This window comes from Salinisphaera shabanensis E1L3A (assembly GCF_000215955.2).
Lineage (GTDB): Bacteria > Pseudomonadota > Gammaproteobacteria > Nevskiales > Salinisphaeraceae > Salinisphaera > Salinisphaera shabanensis.
Genome location: NZ_AFNV02000038.1, coordinates 1 through 17,992 on the forward strand (window position 1 = coordinate 1; position 17,992 = coordinate 17,992).

General features: G+C 56.8%; 17 protein-coding genes and 1 pseudogene. 4 read left to right on the forward strand and 14 right to left on the reverse strand.

Annotation, left to right across the window (positions count from 1 at the left end):
- The 4 genes from SSPSH_RS17305 to SSPSH_RS17315 form a co-directional block, all read left to right on the forward strand.
- Positions 1-697 (forward strand): efflux RND transporter periplasmic adaptor subunit (locus tag SSPSH_RS17305; protein WP_021031951.1); only part of this gene is annotated, 697 nt, incomplete at its 5' end.
- Between the two features lie 12 nt (positions 698-709).
- Positions 710-991: an efflux RND transporter permease subunit gene (locus SSPSH_RS19735; RefSeq protein ID WP_021031952.1), complete on the forward strand. Its 282-nt coding sequence runs from the start codon at positions 710-712 to the stop codon at positions 989-991.
- Positions 963-3,812, forward strand: a complete 2,850-nt coding sequence (locus SSPSH_RS17310; protein WP_021031953.1) for an efflux RND transporter permease subunit — start codon at positions 963-965, stop codon at positions 3,810-3,812. The genes SSPSH_RS19735 and SSPSH_RS17310 overlap by 29 nt, the downstream gene beginning before the upstream one ends.
- 583 nt (positions 3,813-4,395) lie before the next feature.
- On the forward strand, positions 4,396-4,590 hold the full coding sequence (locus SSPSH_RS17315) for a hypothetical protein (RefSeq protein ID WP_021031954.1): 195 nt from the start codon (positions 4,396-4,398) through the stop codon (positions 4,588-4,590).
- A 99-nt stretch (positions 4,591-4,689) separates the two neighbouring features.
- On the opposite strand, the gene SSPSH_RS17320 is transcribed toward SSPSH_RS17315, so the two are convergent.
- The 14 genes and pseudogenes from SSPSH_RS17320 to SSPSH_RS18615 form a co-directional block, all read right to left on the reverse strand.
- A complete protein-coding gene (locus SSPSH_RS17320) occupies positions 4,690-4,950 on the reverse strand; it encodes a hypothetical protein (RefSeq protein ID WP_006912605.1) in 261 nt (86 codons plus the stop codon).
- 172 nt (positions 4,951-5,122) lie between these two features.
- Positions 5,123-5,533, reverse strand: a complete 411-nt coding sequence (locus tag SSPSH_RS17325; protein ID WP_420852602.1) for an efflux RND transporter permease subunit — start codon at positions 5,531-5,533, stop codon at positions 5,123-5,125.
- 511 nt (positions 5,534-6,044) lie between these two features.
- Complete coding sequence (locus SSPSH_RS17330; RefSeq protein ID WP_006912607.1) at positions 6,045-7,022, reverse strand: tetratricopeptide repeat protein; 978 nt, start codon at positions 7,020-7,022, stop codon at positions 6,045-6,047.
- A gap of 32 nt (positions 7,023-7,054) precedes the next feature.
- Entirely contained in the window at positions 7,055-7,987 is a 933-nt protein-coding gene (locus SSPSH_RS17335) for a cation diffusion facilitator family transporter (protein ID WP_006912608.1), read from the reverse strand.
- Positions 7,980-8,336 (reverse strand): P-II family nitrogen regulator, encoded by a 357-nt coding sequence (locus SSPSH_RS17340; protein WP_006912609.1) that lies wholly within the window; start codon positions 8,334-8,336, stop codon positions 7,980-7,982. The genes SSPSH_RS17335 and SSPSH_RS17340 overlap by 8 nt, the downstream gene beginning before the upstream one ends.
- A 92-nt stretch (positions 8,337-8,428) precedes the next feature.
- The gene (locus SSPSH_RS19970; protein WP_161627857.1) at positions 8,429-8,734 is read right to left on the reverse strand and encodes a Na+/H+ antiporter NhaA; all 306 of its coding nucleotides are present in this window, start codon (positions 8,732-8,734) and stop codon (positions 8,429-8,431) included.
- A 20-nt stretch (positions 8,735-8,754) separates the two neighbouring features.
- Positions 8,755-9,348, reverse strand: coding sequence for a Na+/H+ antiporter NhaA (locus tag SSPSH_RS18190; protein ID WP_021031957.1), 594 nt, complete (start codon positions 9,346-9,348; stop codon positions 8,755-8,757).
- On the reverse strand, positions 9,303-9,779 hold the full coding sequence (locus tag SSPSH_RS18195; protein WP_021031958.1) for a Na+/H+ antiporter NhaA: 477 nt from the start codon (positions 9,777-9,779) through the stop codon (positions 9,303-9,305). The genes SSPSH_RS18190 and SSPSH_RS18195 overlap by 46 nt, the downstream gene beginning before the upstream one ends.
- A gap of 21 nt (positions 9,780-9,800) precedes the next feature.
- Positions 9,801-10,715, reverse strand: coding sequence for a phosphoethanolamine transferase (locus tag SSPSH_RS18200; RefSeq protein WP_275450715.1), 915 nt, complete (start codon positions 10,713-10,715; stop codon positions 9,801-9,803).
- A 125-nt stretch (positions 10,716-10,840) separates the two neighbouring features.
- Positions 10,841-11,464, reverse strand: a pseudogene (locus tag SSPSH_RS19975) (phosphoethanolamine transferase domain-containing protein); the annotation flags it as partial.
- Positions 11,465-11,787: 323 nt separating this feature from the next.
- Positions 11,788-14,892 carry an efflux RND transporter permease subunit gene (locus SSPSH_RS17355; RefSeq protein ID WP_021031960.1) on the reverse strand — a complete coding sequence of 1,035 codons (3,105 nt, stop codon included), beginning with the start codon at positions 14,890-14,892 and terminating at the stop codon, positions 11,788-11,790.
- 9 nt (positions 14,893-14,901) lie between these two features.
- Positions 14,902-16,254 (reverse strand): efflux RND transporter periplasmic adaptor subunit, encoded by a 1,353-nt coding sequence (locus tag SSPSH_RS17360; protein ID WP_006912613.1) that lies wholly within the window; start codon positions 16,252-16,254, stop codon positions 14,902-14,904.
- On the reverse strand, positions 16,251-16,826 hold the full coding sequence (locus SSPSH_RS17365; protein WP_161627860.1) for a TolC family protein: 576 nt from the start codon (positions 16,824-16,826) through the stop codon (positions 16,251-16,253). Before SSPSH_RS17365 ends, SSPSH_RS17360 begins: the two co-directional genes overlap by 4 nt.
- 97 nt (positions 16,827-16,923) lie before the next feature.
- Positions 16,924-17,547 (reverse strand): TolC family protein, encoded by a 624-nt coding sequence (locus SSPSH_RS18615; protein WP_021031962.1) that lies wholly within the window; start codon positions 17,545-17,547, stop codon positions 16,924-16,926.
- Positions 17,548-17,992: the final 445 nt, after the last annotated feature.

A 17,992-nucleotide genomic window follows, 5' to 3' on the forward strand; every position in this document is an offset into this window, starting at 1 on the left:
CTGGTGGGTTTACACAGCTAGCGACCGAAGCCGAGTGGACACGGCGCAGGCGCGCGTGGATATCGCCGAAGAAGATCTGGACGATACTCGGCTGATCGCACCGTATGCCGGTACCGTGGCCCGGCGGCGCGTCGAACCAGCTCAGCGCGTGCAGGCCGGAGAAACCGCGCTCGAAATTCAGAGCCGCGATGACGGTATGGAAGTGGTGGTGTCGGCGCCGGAGACATTAATCAACGCGCTTGATCGCAACGCGATGCATGCGGTGACGCTAGCCGTTGCACCGCAGACGCCGATGATGGCGCAAATCACCGAATTGGCTACCGACGCCGGCGACCGTAACGCCTATCCGGTAACATTGGCGATACCTAAACCGGCGCCGTCAGCGCGCGCCGGGATGACGGCCGAAGTCACGCTGCGACTCGCCGATGCGACGTTGGCCCAGCCCGCACGCGTCCAGATTCCGGTAACGGCGTTCGGTCAGGGCGCGGATCAGCGTACGTTCGTTTATGTCGTTGATCGTGACAATAACCGGTTGGCGCGCCGCCCGGTAACCATCGTCGATATCAGCGGCGACAAGGCATTGATCAGCGCGGGTCTCGAAGCGGGCGAGATCGTTGCTAGCCAGGGCGTCGCGTTTCTGCACGAAGGTCAGGCTGTCACACGCATTGGCGTGGGGGCGCGCCAATTCAACGAGTAGCGGCGAGCGGCGATGAACGTCAGTCAACTCGCGCTTCGCTACTGGCCGGTCGTGCTGATGCTGGTCGTGGTGGCCAATGTGGCGGGCGTAGCCAGCTATTTTTCATTGCCAACGCGCGAAGATCCGGAGATCACGATTCGTGAGGCCGTCGTCACCACCTATTTTGAAGGGCTGTCGGCAGAGCGCGTCGAGCTACTGATCACGAAAACGCTCGAAGAAGCGATTCGCCAGGGTTCCGGAGGTCGAGCAGATCCGGAGCACCTCGATGCCGGGCACATCGATCATTCACGTTGAAATTCAGGACAAGTATTTCGATCTGGAACAGATCTGGGACGAAATGCGTCACAAGATCGAAGCGGTACGCAACGATTTGCCGGAGGGGGCCTCCGCCCCCCAGGTCAACGACGATTTCGGAGACGTCGCAGTGGTCACCGCAGCGCTCACTGCCGATGATTTTTCCATGTCGCAGATGTTCGACATGGCGCAGCATATTCGCGACCAGCTTTATACGGTCAAGAACACCAAACGGGTCGATATTCTCGGGGCCCAGCCCGAACGTATCTATGTCGAGACGACTAATGCCCGCCTGGCGGAAATGGGGCTGGATCCGGAACAATTGATCGCTACGCTGGCCGATCAGAACATTATTCGGCCCGGCGGCGCCGTGGATACGGGCGGGCGCCGTTTCGCGATCGAGCCGACCGGCCAGTTCGAGGATCTCGACTCGATTCGCGAGACGTTGATTCCGTTGCCGGATAGCGACCGTGTGGTTCCACTACAGGATATCGCCACGATCAAGCGCGGTTATCTCGAACCGCCCGATCAAAAAGCCTACTACAACGGTCGGCCGGCGCTCGTGTTCTCGATCGCGATGCTCGCCGGCAATAGCGTGATCGACTACGGCGCAGACGTTAAGAAGATGATCGGCACCTTGCAGCACGATCTGCCGGCCGGCTATCGATTGGATATCGCGACTTACCAGGCCGAGCAGGTTGCTACGACCGTTTATGGCGTGACCGTCAACGTACTGCAGACGCTGGCCATCGTGCTCGCCGTGGTCATTCTGTTCCTTGGTCTGCGTACCGGCTTGATCGTAGGTTCGATCGTGCCGGCCGTCATGCTCGCCAGCCTCGCGGTCATGGGTTTTTTCGAGATTTCGCTGCAGCGCACGAGCCTGGCCACGCTGGTGATCGCGCTCGGCCTGCTGGTCGACAATGGCATTGTTATTGCTGAGGACTTCAAGCGACGGCTGGAGGAGGGCGCCAACCGCGACGACGTCCTCAAGCAGACGGGCGATCAGATGGCGTTCCCGCTGCTATCGTCGACACTGACCACTATTCTGGTGTTCTTGCCATTAATGTTGGCCGAGCACGTGGCCGGCGAATACACGCGCTCGATATCACTTGTGATCCTCATCACACTGCTCATGTCCTGGCTACTGGCCATGGGCCTGACGCCATTGCTGTGTTATCGCTTCATTCAGGTCGATTCGCACGGCGGGGGGCGCCCGACGACAGAAAATTCGGGGTTTTCGGAACGCTTGTTTCGGCGCATGAATGGTCTTTACGAGAGGCTTCTGCGCGGCGTAATGCGGTGGCCGGCTATGTTTCTCGTCGCCATGCTCGCGCTCCTGTTTATCTCGATCGTCGGTCTGAGCAACGCGCCGGCGAAGTTCTTTCCGGACTCCGACCGTGCGCAAATCCTGGTGTATGTCGATCGGCCGGCTGGTTCGCCGAGTACCGCCACGGATGACACGATCCAGCACATGATGGCCATCGTTGGAGATGAGCAGCGATTCCCTTATGTGCGCGACTTGGCTGCCTATGTCGGCTTTGGGGGGCCGCGTTTCGTACTGTCGCTCACGCCGGTCGATCCGGCGCCTTTTCGCGGATTCATGGTCGTCAATATCGGCGAGTACGAACATATGGATCGCGCCGAGCGCGAAATTCGCGCGGCCCTGAATGCCGAGCTGCCTTCGGCGCGGGCCCGGGTCAAGCGTATGTTTCTCGGGCCCAGCGATTCGAGCCAGCTCGACATACAGATCAAGGGTCCCGACGCAGACTATATCTATGCGCAGGCCAGTCGTATCGAAAGCCTGCTCGCAACGATTCCGAATACCATCGATATACGCCATAACTGGGAAAACCGGATCGACGCCATTCGCGTTGAAGTGGATCAGGCCAGGGCGCGTCGAGCCGGCGTGACCTCAGCCGATGTCGCACGTTCGATGAGTCAGTATTTCGATGGCCGATCGATTACCGAATTCCGCGAAGGCGACGATATCTTTCCAATCGTGCTGCGCGCGGCCGATGCGGAGCGTCACGACCTGGATCGGGTGAAGTCGCTATCCGTGTTCTCGCAATCCCAGGGGCATAGCGTGCCGCTGATTCAGATTGCGGACTTCACTCTCGTGCCGCGTTTTGGCGTGATCGCGCGCGAAGACATGGCTCGCACGGTCACTGTGGAGGCGCGCAATACCCGACTATCGGCTGAGGACATGCTGCCGCGGGTCCAGAGTCGCCTGGATGAGATCGGTACGAAACTCGCGCCTCATCATCATATCGAGATCGATGGTGTGGTCGAAGACTCAGCCGAGGGTCAGGCCGCACTGTCGGCCAATTTTCCGCTATGTGTCGGCGCGATGTTGCTGCTCCTGGTCATCCAGTTCAACGGCTATCGACGGCCATTGATCATCGTCGCCACATTGCCGCTGCTCGTTATTGGCGCCGTCATCGGCCTGTATGCGATGCAGGCAAATTTCGGATTCATGGAAATTCTCGGCCTGTACGCTTTGGCCGGCATCCTGTTGAACAACGGCATTGTGTTGCTCGACCAGATCGAGATCGAGCGGGCCAAGAATACGCCGGCCTACAACGCCGTGGTAGCGGCCTGCGTACGCCGCCTGCGCCCGATCATGATGACCACGATTACGACCATTCTCGGTCTGTTGCCGTTGATCGTATTCCACGATGCGTTGTTCTACGGCATGGCGAGCGTGCTTGCTTTCGGCCTGGCGGTGGGCACGCTGTTAACGCTCGGCGTGGTGCCGGTGCTTTACTGCCTGGTGTTCCGGGTTCGCAACGAAAACAATGCTGCGTTGGCCGGCTCGCGTTGATCCAGCGGCAGCGATAGAACGTCGCTTCGGAGAGCTCCAGCTGCGTGACGATCTGATCGAGCTTAAGCCAGACGGTGTCCAGGACTTCGGCCGACAATCTGAGCCGCGGGTATCACTGTGCATAATGTATATTATGTTAAATATTATATTACGCCGGCCGCCTCATCGCATCGCTGCCCACCCCTCAGCCAGTGTGTAACGTTGCCCCAAGGCCTAGGCTCAAACACTTCTATACGGTCCTGGCGTTGGCAACGCCTGCCCGCGCGCGATGCTATCCAAGTTCGGCTGTTGATGGGACGCGCCGTCGAGACCTGCGGCCGTTCTAAATGGATTCCATCTGTTAGCCGATACTCGGCGAATGCGCACTTACGTAGTACGCAGCTCGGGCTGCTAAACGCGCCTGGAAAAACGGGTCCGCGGACTTCAGCAACGACGCACGCCGCCGAAATAAATGCCGCTGGCAGCGACTTGCTCTCTGAACATGAGGCCTCAACGTCTGTCCGGTTGGCGGCCGAAGCGAGCCTTTACACGCGCCCGCATCGACCTCTTGGATTCGATCTGTCTATCGTTTGGAGGTTTTCCAATGTTGCTCACTATTCGGCAACTGCGCCTGGCTTCCTGGATACTCACGCTTGTAGCTGTTTGCCTGGCGCTGGGCGGTATCGCGCTCGGTCTTGCCGGTGAAGGCTTCGGCTGGTCTGCCATGGCAATGGCCACGACAATCATTGGTCTTCAGCGATTGAATACCCGTTCCCGACGCGTCTTGGCTTCCGGTTAAATCAACACACATTCCCGTAATGCAGCTATGGCCTTCGCGAAGGAGCTGCATGCGTTTCGGGTTTTATGTTGATAGAACGAGCCATTCACCTCGTTACATTCAGTAACCGCGACGCTTGAGTTGCTTGATCGTGAGCACGATCGCCGCTGGCGTATGCACGGCGCCCATACCGGCGACGAACAGGCTCCAGCGTGCCAGCGTGCTGTCGGCCGCATACCGCATACAGATAGCGCCAAAGCCCAGACCGACCAGGATCAGCAGACCGCGCGTAACTATTTCATAGCGCGTATGGGCCGCGATGAGGTGATGGCTCCAGCCTATGGGAACGAGCGCGATAATGGCGGTAAGTAATTCGAACATGGCGAGTTTTTAACCCATCGTGTCGGCTACGGCAACGCCAGTCGCTTCATTTGGCTATGTATATCCATACAAGGCCAAGCGCGACCGCCCTCTTTCCTGCCGGTTTTGAAGGCTTCATATCGTCCTCGTGGCCGCGGCTTGATCTGGCAAGCCGCGGCCACGCGGGTTTCGGTTACAGATGAACCGGCGTATCCGGTTCGGCGAACCAGCGATAGACGCTGGGCAGCACGATGAGTGTGAGCAGCGTCGAAGTCATGAGCCCGCCGATCACCACCGCCGCGAGCGGCCGCTGCACGTTGGAGCCGATGCCGTCGGCAAGCAGCAGCGGAATCAGCCCGAGGACCGCGGTCAGCGCGGTCATCAGGACCGGGCGCAGGCGATGCTCGGCGCCGATACGCACCGCGTCGGCCATAGACGTGCCCTGCTGTCGCAGCTGGTTGATATAGGACACCATCACCACGCCGTTCTGTACCGCGACACCGAACACGGCAGTAAAGACCATCGCCGCTGTAGCCATACTTCGGTTGAATAATATTTTACGAAGAGTCCAAAGACTCGAATGGCCGTCTTTGCGGCCTTCCACGCGTAGTAGTTAGATGCGAAAAACGACTATTGACCAAAGATCGGTACGTTAGACGTTGCTCGGAATAGTGTCGTTCGACACGCTTTTGATTGACGACGTAGCCGGAGTGCTGACGGTTGAGATAGATCATCTTCCCGGTCGTCCTTAAGGTAGCGCCGTGGCAGGCGCGGAATTTCGGCACGTAATCGCGCGCGGTGATCAAAGCCTGCCGGTTTCGAAGCGCGCTTGCACTCGTTGCAACGACTCATCGCAACGACGGCCAGGGAACTTCGTTCGCAACGTCCACACAAGCGAATGCACCGCACCAGCTCGTGCGTACCTTCGGCCTCGAGCATCGACTCGGCCAACGGGTGCTTAAAACGAGTGTGCTCAGATAGAGCGCCTTCATGCGCTTAGGGTGTCTGAAACCACCGAACTTGGTTCGGCATGTGTAACAGCCCATCTTAAGAAATCCGTGGGGGCCCATCCCAGATTTTATCGGATTAAAAAATCAATTTTTTCCGCTCTCGCGCTATCGCTGGCTGTCAGCTTTGCCCTTTTTAGGCAACAGCGCTTCGAGCCCCGATATTGGTTCAGTGACCGGAAAACTACGCCGGCTTTCCAGCTGAAGGTCAAATTGAGCGTTGTCGGAATTAATCTTACTCCAACGTCGAACGCGCGCTTGTGCTCGGCTCAATTGTGAAGGTGATATCAAACTCCGGAGAAGCTCGCGTTCGCGAATCGCCGCACCAAGTCCTTGTTCGGCTGCCAACGATGTCCAGACATATGCCTCGATGATGTTACCCCGTGAACTCGCACGAGCCTGAGACAGTTTGCCGAGGTTATATTGTGCGATCGCAGAATTTTGTTGCGCTGCCCGCAAAAACCATCTCCGTGCTTGCGCTTGGCTTTTCTGGACCCCTCGACCGTCGATATAGTTTACGGCTAGATTCACTTGGGCATCGACCTGCCCCTTTTTCGCAGCTTTCAAGTACCACCGCGCCGCTTTCGACTCATTCTGAGTGACCCCAACACCCTTGTCGTAGCACCAGCCCAAATAAAATTGCGCAGACGCGTGACCTTGTTTAGCGGCCATGGCGTAATACATGGCCGCGCGCTCCCGCCGTTTTTTGTGCTTAACACGGCTTTGTCGGTAAAACTCTGCGAGACGAAATTGCGCTTGAAGGACACCTTGATTGGCGGCCCTTTGTAACCATTTGACTGGGGCTTCGAGCGTATTCTCCGAATCCCTCTTCTGAGTCGACAAGAGGAATAGATTGTATTGAGCCGCAGCGTGGCCTTGTTCTGCCGCTTTGCGCAACCAACGATACGCGGCCTCATCATCCTCTACGACACCGTCGCCCATGGCAAAGGCACCGCCAACGGAATTCTGGGCGTTCGCATCGCCCTCCTCGGCGCGCTGGAGCATGGTTTTGAACTGTCTCTTATAAGCTTTGCTACTGACCGTGATTTCAGGTTCTTGAGCGCGAGATAAAACTGGGGTCAACATAAATACAAAAAGTAAGAGCGTCGATGTAGTTCTTAAAGCTTGCCTGAGCATGATGAACCGTTCCCATCAACGTTCTTGCCGCGATTTTCAAGGATGCTGCGCGAGCCAGATTCCGGCTGTAACGTGCTGTGCTGAATGCCGAAGCGCCGACCCAGCAGGGCCTGTAGTCGCGGTAGGACCGCATCCCATTCACCTATCTCATCAAGTTTGATTTGTGCCGATAAGGCGTGACGACTCGACGATAGAGACCAGACGTGAATATGGTGCGCCTCAACGACACCACTAATCTCGCCCATGGACTGCTTCAACTCGTCAATATCCACATCGCTAGGTGAGCCCTCCATAAGGACTCGCATGACGTCGCGTAAAATATTTATGCTCGCAAAACCAATCAGAAGGCTGATTAATAACGAAAGCAACGGGTCTATCGGCAGCCAGCCGGTGAGGTAAACGATGAAGCCCGCCAGCAACGCCGCTACAGAACCCGCCAAGTCACCCATTACGTGCAACAACGCGGCCCGCACGTTCATGTTTTTTTCGCCCCGCATCAGAATCCACGCAACGGCAACATTTACGAGTAAGCCGATGAAAGCGACGATCATAACGGTCGTTCCGCCAACTTCCTGTGGATTTGCAAGTCGTTCGAAAGCGGCAAAAACAATCCACACCACAATACCCAGCATGAACAGAACGTTGACGAGCGCTCCTATAACCTCAGCGCGTGCATATCCATACGTAAGGGTTTTTGAAGCGCGACGCTGACTTAGCCATGCCGCAAAAGCGCCGATTCCGAGAGATAAGGAGTCGGTGATCATATGGCCCGCATCGGCAATCAGGGCCAGTGAGTTGGCCCAAAGGCCACCAGCCACCTCGACGCCAGCGTATGCACTCGTAAATACCAGCGATACGATCAGCAGTTTGGTGCTACCGCTATGGCTATGCCCGCTATGGTCATGTTCACTCATTTGAGCTCCCCGATTCCGGCGATATTTGCACTGCGGCCTCGTTGCGATGACCGTCGCTAATTCGAATGGCGTCCCGTAGGTCCGATATGAATACCTTCCCGTCGCCTGGATGGCCGTCGCCGGTGCGTCCGCTGGCCACGATTGCGTCAACCACTGTCCTAGCAAGTGATTCCGGCACATCGACTTCGAGCTTGGCCATTTTGACCCGCTCTAACCCGCCATCCTGAACGTGGCCATATTCTTGTAGATGCACCACGGCGATTCCTGGTATGCCTTCAATATGAGCCAGCTCTGAAATCACCTGTTCGAGCATGATTTCACGTACATAAGCCTTGATTTCCTTCACCATCAGTCTCCTTTTGCTAGCTTGAGTTCGCAGATGTGTGCCGTTGGCGTGACTGGTGACCGTAGTAGCTCGGTCATACCGCCGTTACGTACAGCTCACGCGACGTGTTTGCTCTGCGCTACCCGATTTTCATCATTCTTGTGTAAAACCAACCAAAGTAATCCCAGCCCCGCCAATGCGGCGATTAAGGAGCCAGCCAAAATGCCAACGCGTGCGGCCGATGCGATCGCCGGATCTGTAAACGCAAGGCTGGTCAAGAATAAAGCGATAGTGAAACCAACGCCGGCGAGAAGCCCCAGACCGGTCAGAGCTGACCAAGAGAGTCCATCCGGGAGTTTTGTCCGGGACGAGAGGGTGGCCAGCCGTACGGCCATCACAACGCCAAGAGGTTTGCCAACCACCAGACCGACGCCGCTCCCGACTAGAACCCATAGGCTGGCATTATCAGCGAGACAATTTCGCTCAGATCAACCCCTGCATTGGCGAGCGCGAACGCCGGCATGATCAGGAATAACACCCACGGCTCTAGGCGATGTTGCAGGATATTCAGCGGCGATAATGCGCCTCGCCTAACGCGTTCCAGTTCTTCTAGGAGCCGACGTTTTGAGGACGAGGCTTCGCGCAATAGGTGTGGAATGCGTTCAGCGGCCTGTTCATTGTATGAATGCGTATGGCGTGGCGCGGAAAGCGGCGTCAAGAACCCGAGCAAGACGCCCGCAACGGTCGGATGAACGCCGGATTTCTCCATCGCCAGCCAGATGGCAGCGCCAACCAACCAATAAACTAAAAATGCGTGGACCCCGGCACGGCGCATCGCGTAAACGAGAGCTAGCCCGAAAGCTACCACGAGCAATGGAATAATGGTGATCTTCGCCGAATAGAACAGGGCTATCACGGCAACCGTGCCGACGTCATCGATAACCGCAAGTGCCAGTAGGAATGCCCGCCAGCTCGGGGGCACCCGTTTGCCTAGTAGGGTGAGAAGCGCAATAGCAAAGGCGACATCTGTCGCCATTGGTACGGCCCATCCCCCGGGATCCCCCGCCGTAGGTTAAGAATCAGAAAAACTGCGACTGGCGCTAGCATGCCGCCTAGCGCTGCTACCACTGGCAGGACCGCTTTGTCTCGGGTGGACAGCGCACCGCGAAGAAATTCGTACTTTACCTCGAGACTGACGTGAAAGAAGAACAGCGCCATCAATGCATCATCAATCCATTCGTGGAGCGAAAGTGACAGCTCTACATCGCCCAGACGAAGAGAAAGCTCGGTGTTCCAAAAGTCTGCGTAGCCTGGTAATAACGATCCCGCAGAGTTGGCCCATAGCAGCGCGAGCGCAGTAGCAATAACCAAAACAATGCCGCTGGATGGCCCATACGCCGCGAAGCGGCGTATGGGCCGTAACAGCCGCTCGGCCAAGGGATGCTGATCTGAAGTTACATCAGACATGGGTGGCCTCTCCTAACAAACCTACCGACCTGTCAAGGCGATGGCGCGACATGCAGCAAAAATGTCCTGCCCGGGCCGGTAGACCTGTGTCTGTACCGCGAACAGACCTAGAACCGTGTCGAACAAATTATCCTGGCTATACTCGTCGTCACTCATCTGCCTCATGCACTTGCGCTCGAGCCCTCGCTCGCTCCTAAAATCAAATGAGGTCCAAACCATCAGCGGTACGTGGGTTTGTTCGTGCGGCGCGATTAAGTAAGGTAAGCCGTGCAGGTAAATGCCACTCTCACCGAGCGACTCGCCATGGTCGGACATATAAATCATCGCGCTTGCATAGCGATCGGAGTTCCTTTTTAGAAACTTCACAACCCTAGAGAGCACGAAGTCGGTATATAAAATGGCGTTGTCGTAGGCGTTTATCAGCTCTTGGCGGCTACAATCCTGCGGGCGATTGCTACGGCATTCAGGCTGGAATTTGCGAAACTCAGGCGGGTACCGTTTGTAGTATTCAGGCCCGTGGTTGCCCTGTTGATGAAGCACAATGAAAGTGTCTCTCGAGGGCTCGTTTAGCGATTCATCCAGCCGATACAATAAAATTTCGTCAAAACAGCCATCTTCATTGCAATAATTAGGCACGTCCATCTGAGCTGTGTTTTGTGTTTTTACCCTGGCGCAAACGCCCTTGCAGCCGGAGTTGTTTTCACGCCATAGCACACGTACCCCGGCGTGTTTCAGGACATCTAATAAATTCTCGCTGTTATCCGACACGAACTCGTCATAACTGCTGCGGTTTTGGCGCGAGAACATACAGGGCAGAGACACTGCAGTAGCAGTGCCGCAGGAATATACGCTGTCAAACTTGACAATCTCTTCTTGGGCCATGAGCGGCATGGTCCTCCGCTCATAACCTTCCAAGGTAGCGTTATGAGCACGCACGTTTCCCCTAGAACGAAAACCACGAGCCTTGGCTTGCCGCCGGGTGAGCTATGCTGTCGTTGGTAGGCGTCGCGGCCCAATGGCCGAAGTGCCGCCTCACCGGCACTTAACTCGGCAGCCAGCAACTTTCCAGCCGAGTAAATGGAATAACTCGGATTAATCAAATAACGTAAATTTCGATTTTCGCGCCCTACTAGTGAAAATTCTTTGTAATGGCTATAAAGTGCCGCCCCGGCTACTGCTAAAGCTAGCGCCATCGTCAATATTTGCCGACCCAATTGTCTAGGAAAAGTCGCATAGCGCACGGGAACCCACCACACAACCAACGCCGGCAAAACTCCGGCCCATAACACATGCCAAAACAAAACCGGGCTCAATAAACCGTCAACCTCCCTAGGGTCGGTTTGTATGGTGTTGCGCAGCATTCCGTCATCAATCACAACACCGTAGGTATCCATGAAATAGCTATTCACGGCCGCCAGGATAAGCAGACCCGAAATAACCGGCTTAAACAGAAAACGGAAGCCAAATGGTGCGATAACTAATGTGAAAGCTGCGACAAGCATCACAAAGATTGCCACAGCAAACCTGAAGTTTTCCCTCCAAGAAATTTCCGCGGCGCTTGCCGTCGCACTCCAAAATGAGTTATTGCCGGTACTCACCAAGAATAACGCCACGACCACTGCGAGCATTGGGGTCGTCACACGCAGACGCGGTAAACGGTGTGCAAAGGATTTGCCCGCTAGCATCGCAACCACCCCAGAACGCGTGAGATATGCCTTTGTAGCCCAGCCGAAACCTCTCGCCACATGCGGCTTGCGATATCTTCGACAAGAGGCGACATAGGCCCAGTGGCACCAACGACCTTGGGCGTAATAAGTGTGTCTAGCGCATGGGTATCTGGACCAGGCCTACCAACTCGCTCCACAGCACCATTTACACCGCCGATGCATTCGTGAAAATTCCTCGCGGTACTTCGCTGCGCTTTGAGCGTAGCCACTTGCCCCAAAATCGAGTGTTCGAGCGGATTTTGAGTCGGAAGGCTCTGGGTTTCCTTCATGGTCAGTCCTCCTCACAACTCAACTTCGCGCCGTGGCTCGGCGAACCAGCGGTACACGGCCGGCAACACCAGTAGCGTCAGGAGCGTTGAAGTCACGAGACCACCGATCACCACAGCAGCCAAAGGCCGTTGCACGTTGGAGCCGATACCGTTGGCCATGAGCAGTGGAATCAAACCCAGAATCGCTGTGAGGGCCGTCATGAGTACGGGTCGGAGCCGATGCTCTGCGCCGGTGCTCACTGCTTCATCAAGCTCCATACCGTGATCACGCAACTGATTGATATAGGAAACCAGCACGACCCCGTTTTGAACGGCTACGCCGAACACCGCGATAAAGCCAACAGCAGCGGGCACGGATAGATACAGTCCCGACAACCAGAGCGTGAAGATACCGCCGATGATTGCGAACGGAACGTTCAAAAAGATCAGCGCCGCATAGCGCAGACTCGAGAATGCGCTGTAGAGCAACAAAAAGATCAGCGCCATCGTGACGGGTACGACGAGATAAAGGCGCTTCATGGCCCTTTGTTGGTTCTCGAACTGGCCGCCGAAGTCAACGAAATAACCGGGCGGCATATCGATGTCGCGATCGATACCGGCACGCAGATCGTTTACGACGCCGCCCATGTCCCGCCCGCGAACGTTCATCTGCACATACAGACGTCGACTGGCGTTCGATCGTGATATCTGCTTGGGACCGGTATAGACGTCCACGTTCGCCACTCGTGACAGCGGAATCAACGCGCCGCCAGGTGTCCGAAGATTCAGGTCTCGAATCGCATCGATCCGCTCACGTTGGTTCGGCTGCAGCCGTAGGAAAATATCGAACCGCCGCACGCCGTCGAAGACCTGGCCGACGGAAGTGCCCCCGACCCCTACGGACACGGTGTTCAAAACGTCGTCCACGCTAATTCCATAACGCGACAAGGCTTCGCGGTCTGGCTTTATGACGATCTGCTGTTTGCCGCCCTGCTGCTGGACACGCACATCCACAGCACCGGTGGTATTACGCGCGAGTTCGGCGACCTGCTGGCCGACCTCAGCTAACTTGTCGAGGTCATCGCCGAAGATACTGACCACGAGCTGTGCTTGAACGCCTGAGAGCAATTCATCGGTTCTAAGCTGGATCGGCTGAGAAAAGTTATTCGCCAACCCGGGAACGCGCGCTTGAAGGCGCTCGGACATCGCGTTCTGAAGACCTTCGTAAGAACGCCCACTTCGCCAGGCATCGAGGGGTTTCAGGTTGATGGTCGTTGCGACCACATTGACCGGTTCGGGATCGCCGCCGACTTCAGCACGACCGACACGTGAATAGGCGCCGGTAACTTCGTCGAATTCGCCGAAGGTATCCTGTATCCGCTTGCCGTACGCAATCGCGGAATCCAGGCTCGCCCCGGGTGGCAGTGTGGAGCGAACCATGAATGTGCCTTCCCGTAGGGTCGGGATGAACTCAGTACCCAATTGCGGAAAAACAGCGAGACTCGCAATGAATAAGATGAGCGCTGTCCCTACTACAACGATCGGTGCTTTTAGCGCGGCGTCGCGCATCGGGCGGTAACCGGCCTTCATCCACGACACAAACCGCGGCTCCCGCATCGTGGTAACACGTCGGAATGCCAGTATTGCCAGCACGGGTACGAGTGTGAGGGATAGCAACAGAGCTGCGGCCAACGCGAAGCTAATCGTGTAAGCCATGGGCGAGAAGAGTTTTCCCTCGACGCCCTGCAGGGTGAACAACGGAAGGAAGACAATGATCACGATGGCGACCGCGAAAACGATCGGTCGCCCAACTTCTCGAGCCGCGGCACCAATCAAATCCGCCATGCTCGCGGTCTTGAGGTCCTGTTCCTCAAAATGCCGGAAGATGTTTTCGATCATGACGACCGAGCCGTCGACCATCATCCCAATGCCGATTGCCAGCCCGCCGAGGCTCATCAAGTTCGCCGACAAGCCGGACACGCGCATAGCAATGAATGCTACAAGTAGCGACAGCGGTACGCTCGACACGACAATGAGTGTCGATCTCAAGTTGCCAAGGAACAAGTACAGCAATATCAGGACTAGTACGGCGCCAATTAAAAGCGCTTCGACGACCGTATTGATCGCCTTGTCTACTAGCTCGGCCTGAGAGTAGTAGACTTTGGCGACCATACCGTCCGGCAACGACTTATTGATTTCCTCGAGCTTTGCATTCGTATCCTCGAGGACGCGCTGGGTATCCGTTCCGATCAGCTTGAGAACGTAACCGCCAACAGATTCTTCGCCGTTGGCGAGTTCTGCACCACGTCGAATCGCTCGCCCGTAGCTGACTTCGGCGATATCTCGGATATAAACCGGCTGATCATTGCGCGTGTCTACTCGGGTGTTGCGCAGATCAGACAAACCCTGCTCGCCCGAAGAGACCCAACCATACCCGCGGATAATGTATTCCTCGCCGCCGCGCTCGATGAATGAAGCGCCGACGTTTCGGTTGTTGCGCTGTAGCGCTTCGCGAACGTCGGCCGGCGTCAAGCCGCGGGCCGTCATCGCACTCATGTCCAGGCGGACTTGATACTGCTTTTCGTAACCACCGATCGAGAGCACGCCAGTCACACCATCGACCGTACGCAGCTGTGGTTTGATCAGCCAGTCTTGGGCTGTACGTCTTTCTGTAAGCGAATAGTCCGCGCCTCCCTCATTCTCGACTGTATACATGAGAATCCGACCAAGTCCTGTCGTGATAGGACCGAGTTGTGGCTCACCTAGGCCACTTGGGATGTTGCGACGGGCTTCCGAAAGCCGCTCGTTCACGAGCCGTCGGGCAAAATAGATATCCGTGCCGTCTTCAAAGTAGACGTCAACCCGCGATAGCCCGAAAATGGACGTGGACTGTACTTTTTCGAGACCGGGCAATCCGTACATGCTGATCTCAATCGGATAGGAGACCAGCGTTTCAATGTCCACCGGCGACAGGCCCTCGCTAGCGGTATATACCTGCACGAGGGCCGGCGTCGCGTCCGGGAAAGCATCCACTGGTAGTGCACGCAGCGAAAAATAGCCGCCGATTGCCAGCGCGAAAACTGCGACGAGCACCATGAGCCGGTTCGCCATCGCCAGGCGAATAATTGCGTTAATCATGGCGCCCTCCTAGTGACCGTGTGCGGCGCTACGGCCACCGGCGGTGAGTGCAGCTTTGAGATCGAATGCGCCCCGCACGACCAGGGTGTCACCAGCTCGAATCCCTTCCCGGATTTCTACCTGGCCTTGGTTTTCTGCGCCGGTACTTACCGGTTGAAACGTGTAAGCACCCTCGTGTTCGGAGGGCACAAACACGCCTTCACGCTCACCGATCTGTTGCACGGCATCCACGGGAACAAGCGCTATACGTGAGCGCTTACCGCTAGACGCCCCGGCGTCGATATCGGCATCGGCAAACATGCCGGCTCTAAGCAAACCATCAGGGTTTTCGACGACGGCACGCACACGCACCGTTCTGGCCTGTTCGTCGAGCTGGGGCGAGATCCAGTCGATCACCCCTATAAAGCTTTCATCCGGCAATGGTCGTACCGTGAAACTCACTTTCTGACCTTTTTTTAAGTACGGCAGCGCTTGCTCCGCAGCATCGATCATCAACCACATCCGTGTGTTATCGACGACATGGATCGGTGTTTCGTTAGCACCAAGTGTTTGGCCAGCAACCAGATCGCGTTTCGCGACAACGCCGTCGCGAGGCGCAACCAACTCAAGTCGCGACAAAGGCTCGTCCCCACCACTGCGAATTGCATCGACCGCCGCATTGTCGAGGCCGTAGAGCTTGAGTTCGGCACGCTTGGCACGTCGTTCGGCCTTGGCTTGTTCGTATGCGGCACGAGACTCAGCGAGATCCGAATCGCTCACGATCTGATCCGCAGCCAATTTGCGGTCTCTCGCGTAGGCGGCCTGGCGCGTGTTAAAGCGTGCGGCCGCTGTGAGATATGCCGCCTTTTCCTTGCCTAAGGCGACGCTGTCGAGTACTGCAAGCGTTTCACCACGCGATACTGCTTCACCAAGGTCCGCCGTTACTTTGACTACCTTGGCTTGCAGTCGCGGCCCCACACGAGCGACGCGGTCGGCATCGAAATGTAGCGTCGCTGGCGCTTGGATCGACGCACTCGCTGTACCGGTTTCGGCTTGGCCAATGGCGATGTCGAGTTGCTGAAACTGCTCCGCGCTGAGCTTAACGCTGTCCGGATTTTCTTCCCCGTGCCCGTCATGGCCACTTTCGCCTTCAGCGTGGTCAGACCCAAGTTCGCCTTTTTCGACGTCATCGTGTTCATCACTGGCATGCCCGGCTTCGTCATGGCCGTTTTGTTCGCCGCGTTCTGCTGGCTGTCTGGACGTTTCGGGGGTTCGTGAATTGTCGGCTCCGGCACTGAAGGAATCACAGCCCGTCAGCAAGAGCGCGGCAAAGAGCAGTAGTGTGGGAATTCGGAAATAACTCATGAGTTCGTGTCTGTTCATTGCGATGCTCCGCGGCTGTCCATCACGAGCAAGCCACCCGTGGCGCGCTCGAGATCGGTACCGGCCGTAACCAGCGCTCCGAGCGCGTCGAGATAATCGCGACGCACGTCAAATAGGTTGTTCTGGGCAGAGGTGATCGCGGTTGCCCCGACCTTGCCGGCTGCGAATGAGCGCCGGGTGAGTTCGAGAGAACTCTCCGCGGCCTCCAAAACCGCATCACTCAACGCATCTGCTCGTTCTCGTCCGGCTTCATATGCGCTGATGGCCGAAAGCACTTGAAGTCGAACCTCGCGCTGAAGGTTGTCCTGATCGAGCTGGGCCTGCGCTAGCTCCGCAGTCGCAATCTGGCGCTCGCCTTCATAGCGATCCAGCAGCGGCAGCTCGAAACCGATACCGCCGCCAGTAATATCCGAGCCGCCTTTGTCACGACCACCCGCTTCTTCGCGGTAAAAACCGAACACGGTGAGGTTCGGTATGATTTCGCGATTGGCTAGTGACAATTCTTTCCGTGCGGCAATCACGCGCGACGCAGCGGCCTGCAAGTCCGTGCGCCGCTCGACGGCGCGCGCCAACAAGCGATCACGATTTGGCATATCGAGCAGCGCAAAACTCAGATCTCCCTTAATGGCGAGCCGGCGCGTGGGATCGATCGCGAGCAGATCCTTGAGTTCAAGTCGAGTTGGTCGCCGCATCCCGGGCCGCAGCGGCGAACGCACGTGCTCGCTGCAACCCAAGACGTGCCGCATTGGATTCGATTCGGGTACCCGCGCCTGCGTTAAGACGCTTCTTGGCGTAAGTCTCGAGCTGCTCGTTGGTATCAACGACGCGCTCGGCGGTGTTTACTGCCTGCTCCGCGACCAAGACAGAAAGGAACGCCGCACGCACGCGTGCCGTCGTCGTGGCTGCCAGGAAATCGTAATCAGCTCGAGCGGCGCCCAACCTACTTGTCGCAGCGTCTTCGCGTAGACCGCCTTGGCCGGCTATCCAGAATTCTTGGCTGAGCTGGATACCGATGTCGGTGCTTGAGCCGTTCGGCTGATCGCGCTGGCCGGCTTCCAGTTCCAAGCGCGGATTAGATGGCACAGGGACATCCGCGTGAATAGCCTCGCCACCGAGGCGTTGAATACGCAGACGAGCCGAACGCAGCGTCGGATTATATTCGCTCGCCCAATTCAGGGCCGCGTTGATAGTCAGAGGTTGAGGTATCTGCGTGACCGCGGAGGCGGACAGCGAAACCCATAGCATGCAAAGTCCACAGGCAGCTTTGCCCGGGAGAAAACGGGGGAGATACATTGTGAATCCTCATCGCAATAGAAGAGGCGCCTGCAATGAAGCAGCGCCCGGCGAAGAAGATTCAGCCTATGGGGGGGTCGACTAGGGGGGTGTGAGCCAAACTGCGATAAAGATCGCGATGACGCCCGTTACGCGACGACATTCCACGAAGCCCCATGTCCGGCGCGTCACTTTGTATCCCAACTAAATGAGCGGACGCATGGCTACAGTGGTCATTATGGTCCGCGCTAACGCCAGTATCGGCATTATCTACGGCGGTTGATTCTACGTGCGAGTACGTCTCACCGTCGAACGCCGGCCAATCTACATGGCTCGCCCACGCTTGGGCGCTTAAAGCCACAATGACTGTGAGCACTATCGCCACAAGTCGCTGTAGATTGGCATAGGATAACGGCATAAGTTTTTATCGTACCACAGAACTGAGATTAAGCAACATTCTTTCTGT

Bases quoted from the DNA above. Each gene is read 5' to 3' on its own strand.
- SSPSH_RS19735 (WP_021031952.1), top strand. From the start codon at position 710: ATGAACGTCAGTCAACTCGCGCTTCGCTACTGGCCGGTCGTGCTGATG.
- SSPSH_RS17360 (WP_006912613.1), bottom strand. From the start codon at position 16,254: ATGAACAGACACGAACTCATGAGTTATTTCCGAATTCCCACACTACTG.
- SSPSH_RS18190 (WP_021031957.1), bottom strand. From the start codon at position 9,348: ATGGCGACAGATGTCGCCTTTGCTATTGCGCTTCTCACCCTACTAGGC.
- SSPSH_RS17335 (WP_006912608.1), bottom strand. From the start codon at position 7,987: ATGAGTGAACATGACCATAGCGGGCATAGCCATAGCGGTAGCACCAAA.
- SSPSH_RS17310 (WP_021031953.1), top strand. From the start codon at position 963: ATGCCGGGCACATCGATCATTCACGTTGAAATTCAGGACAAGTATTTC.
- SSPSH_RS18615 (WP_021031962.1), bottom strand. From the start codon at position 17,547: ATGTATCTCCCCCGTTTTCTCCCGGGCAAAGCTGCCTGTGGACTTTGC.
- SSPSH_RS17340 (WP_006912609.1), bottom strand. From the start codon at position 8,336: ATGGTGAAGGAAATCAAGGCTTATGTACGTGAAATCATGCTCGAACAG.
- SSPSH_RS17320 (WP_006912605.1), bottom strand. From the start codon at position 4,950: ATGTTCGAATTACTTACCGCCATTATCGCGCTCGTTCCCATAGGCTGG.
- SSPSH_RS18195 (WP_021031958.1), bottom strand. From the start codon at position 9,779: ATGTCTGATGTAACTTCAGATCAGCATCCCTTGGCCGAGCGGCTGTTA.
- SSPSH_RS17315 (WP_021031954.1), top strand. From the start codon at position 4,396: ATGTTGCTCACTATTCGGCAACTGCGCCTGGCTTCCTGGATACTCACG.
- SSPSH_RS17355 (WP_021031960.1), bottom strand. From the start codon at position 14,892: ATGATTAACGCAATTATTCGCCTGGCGATGGCGAACCGGCTCATGGTG.
- SSPSH_RS17330 (WP_006912607.1), bottom strand. From the start codon at position 7,022: ATGTTGACCCCAGTTTTATCTCGCGCTCAAGAACCTGAAATCACGGTC.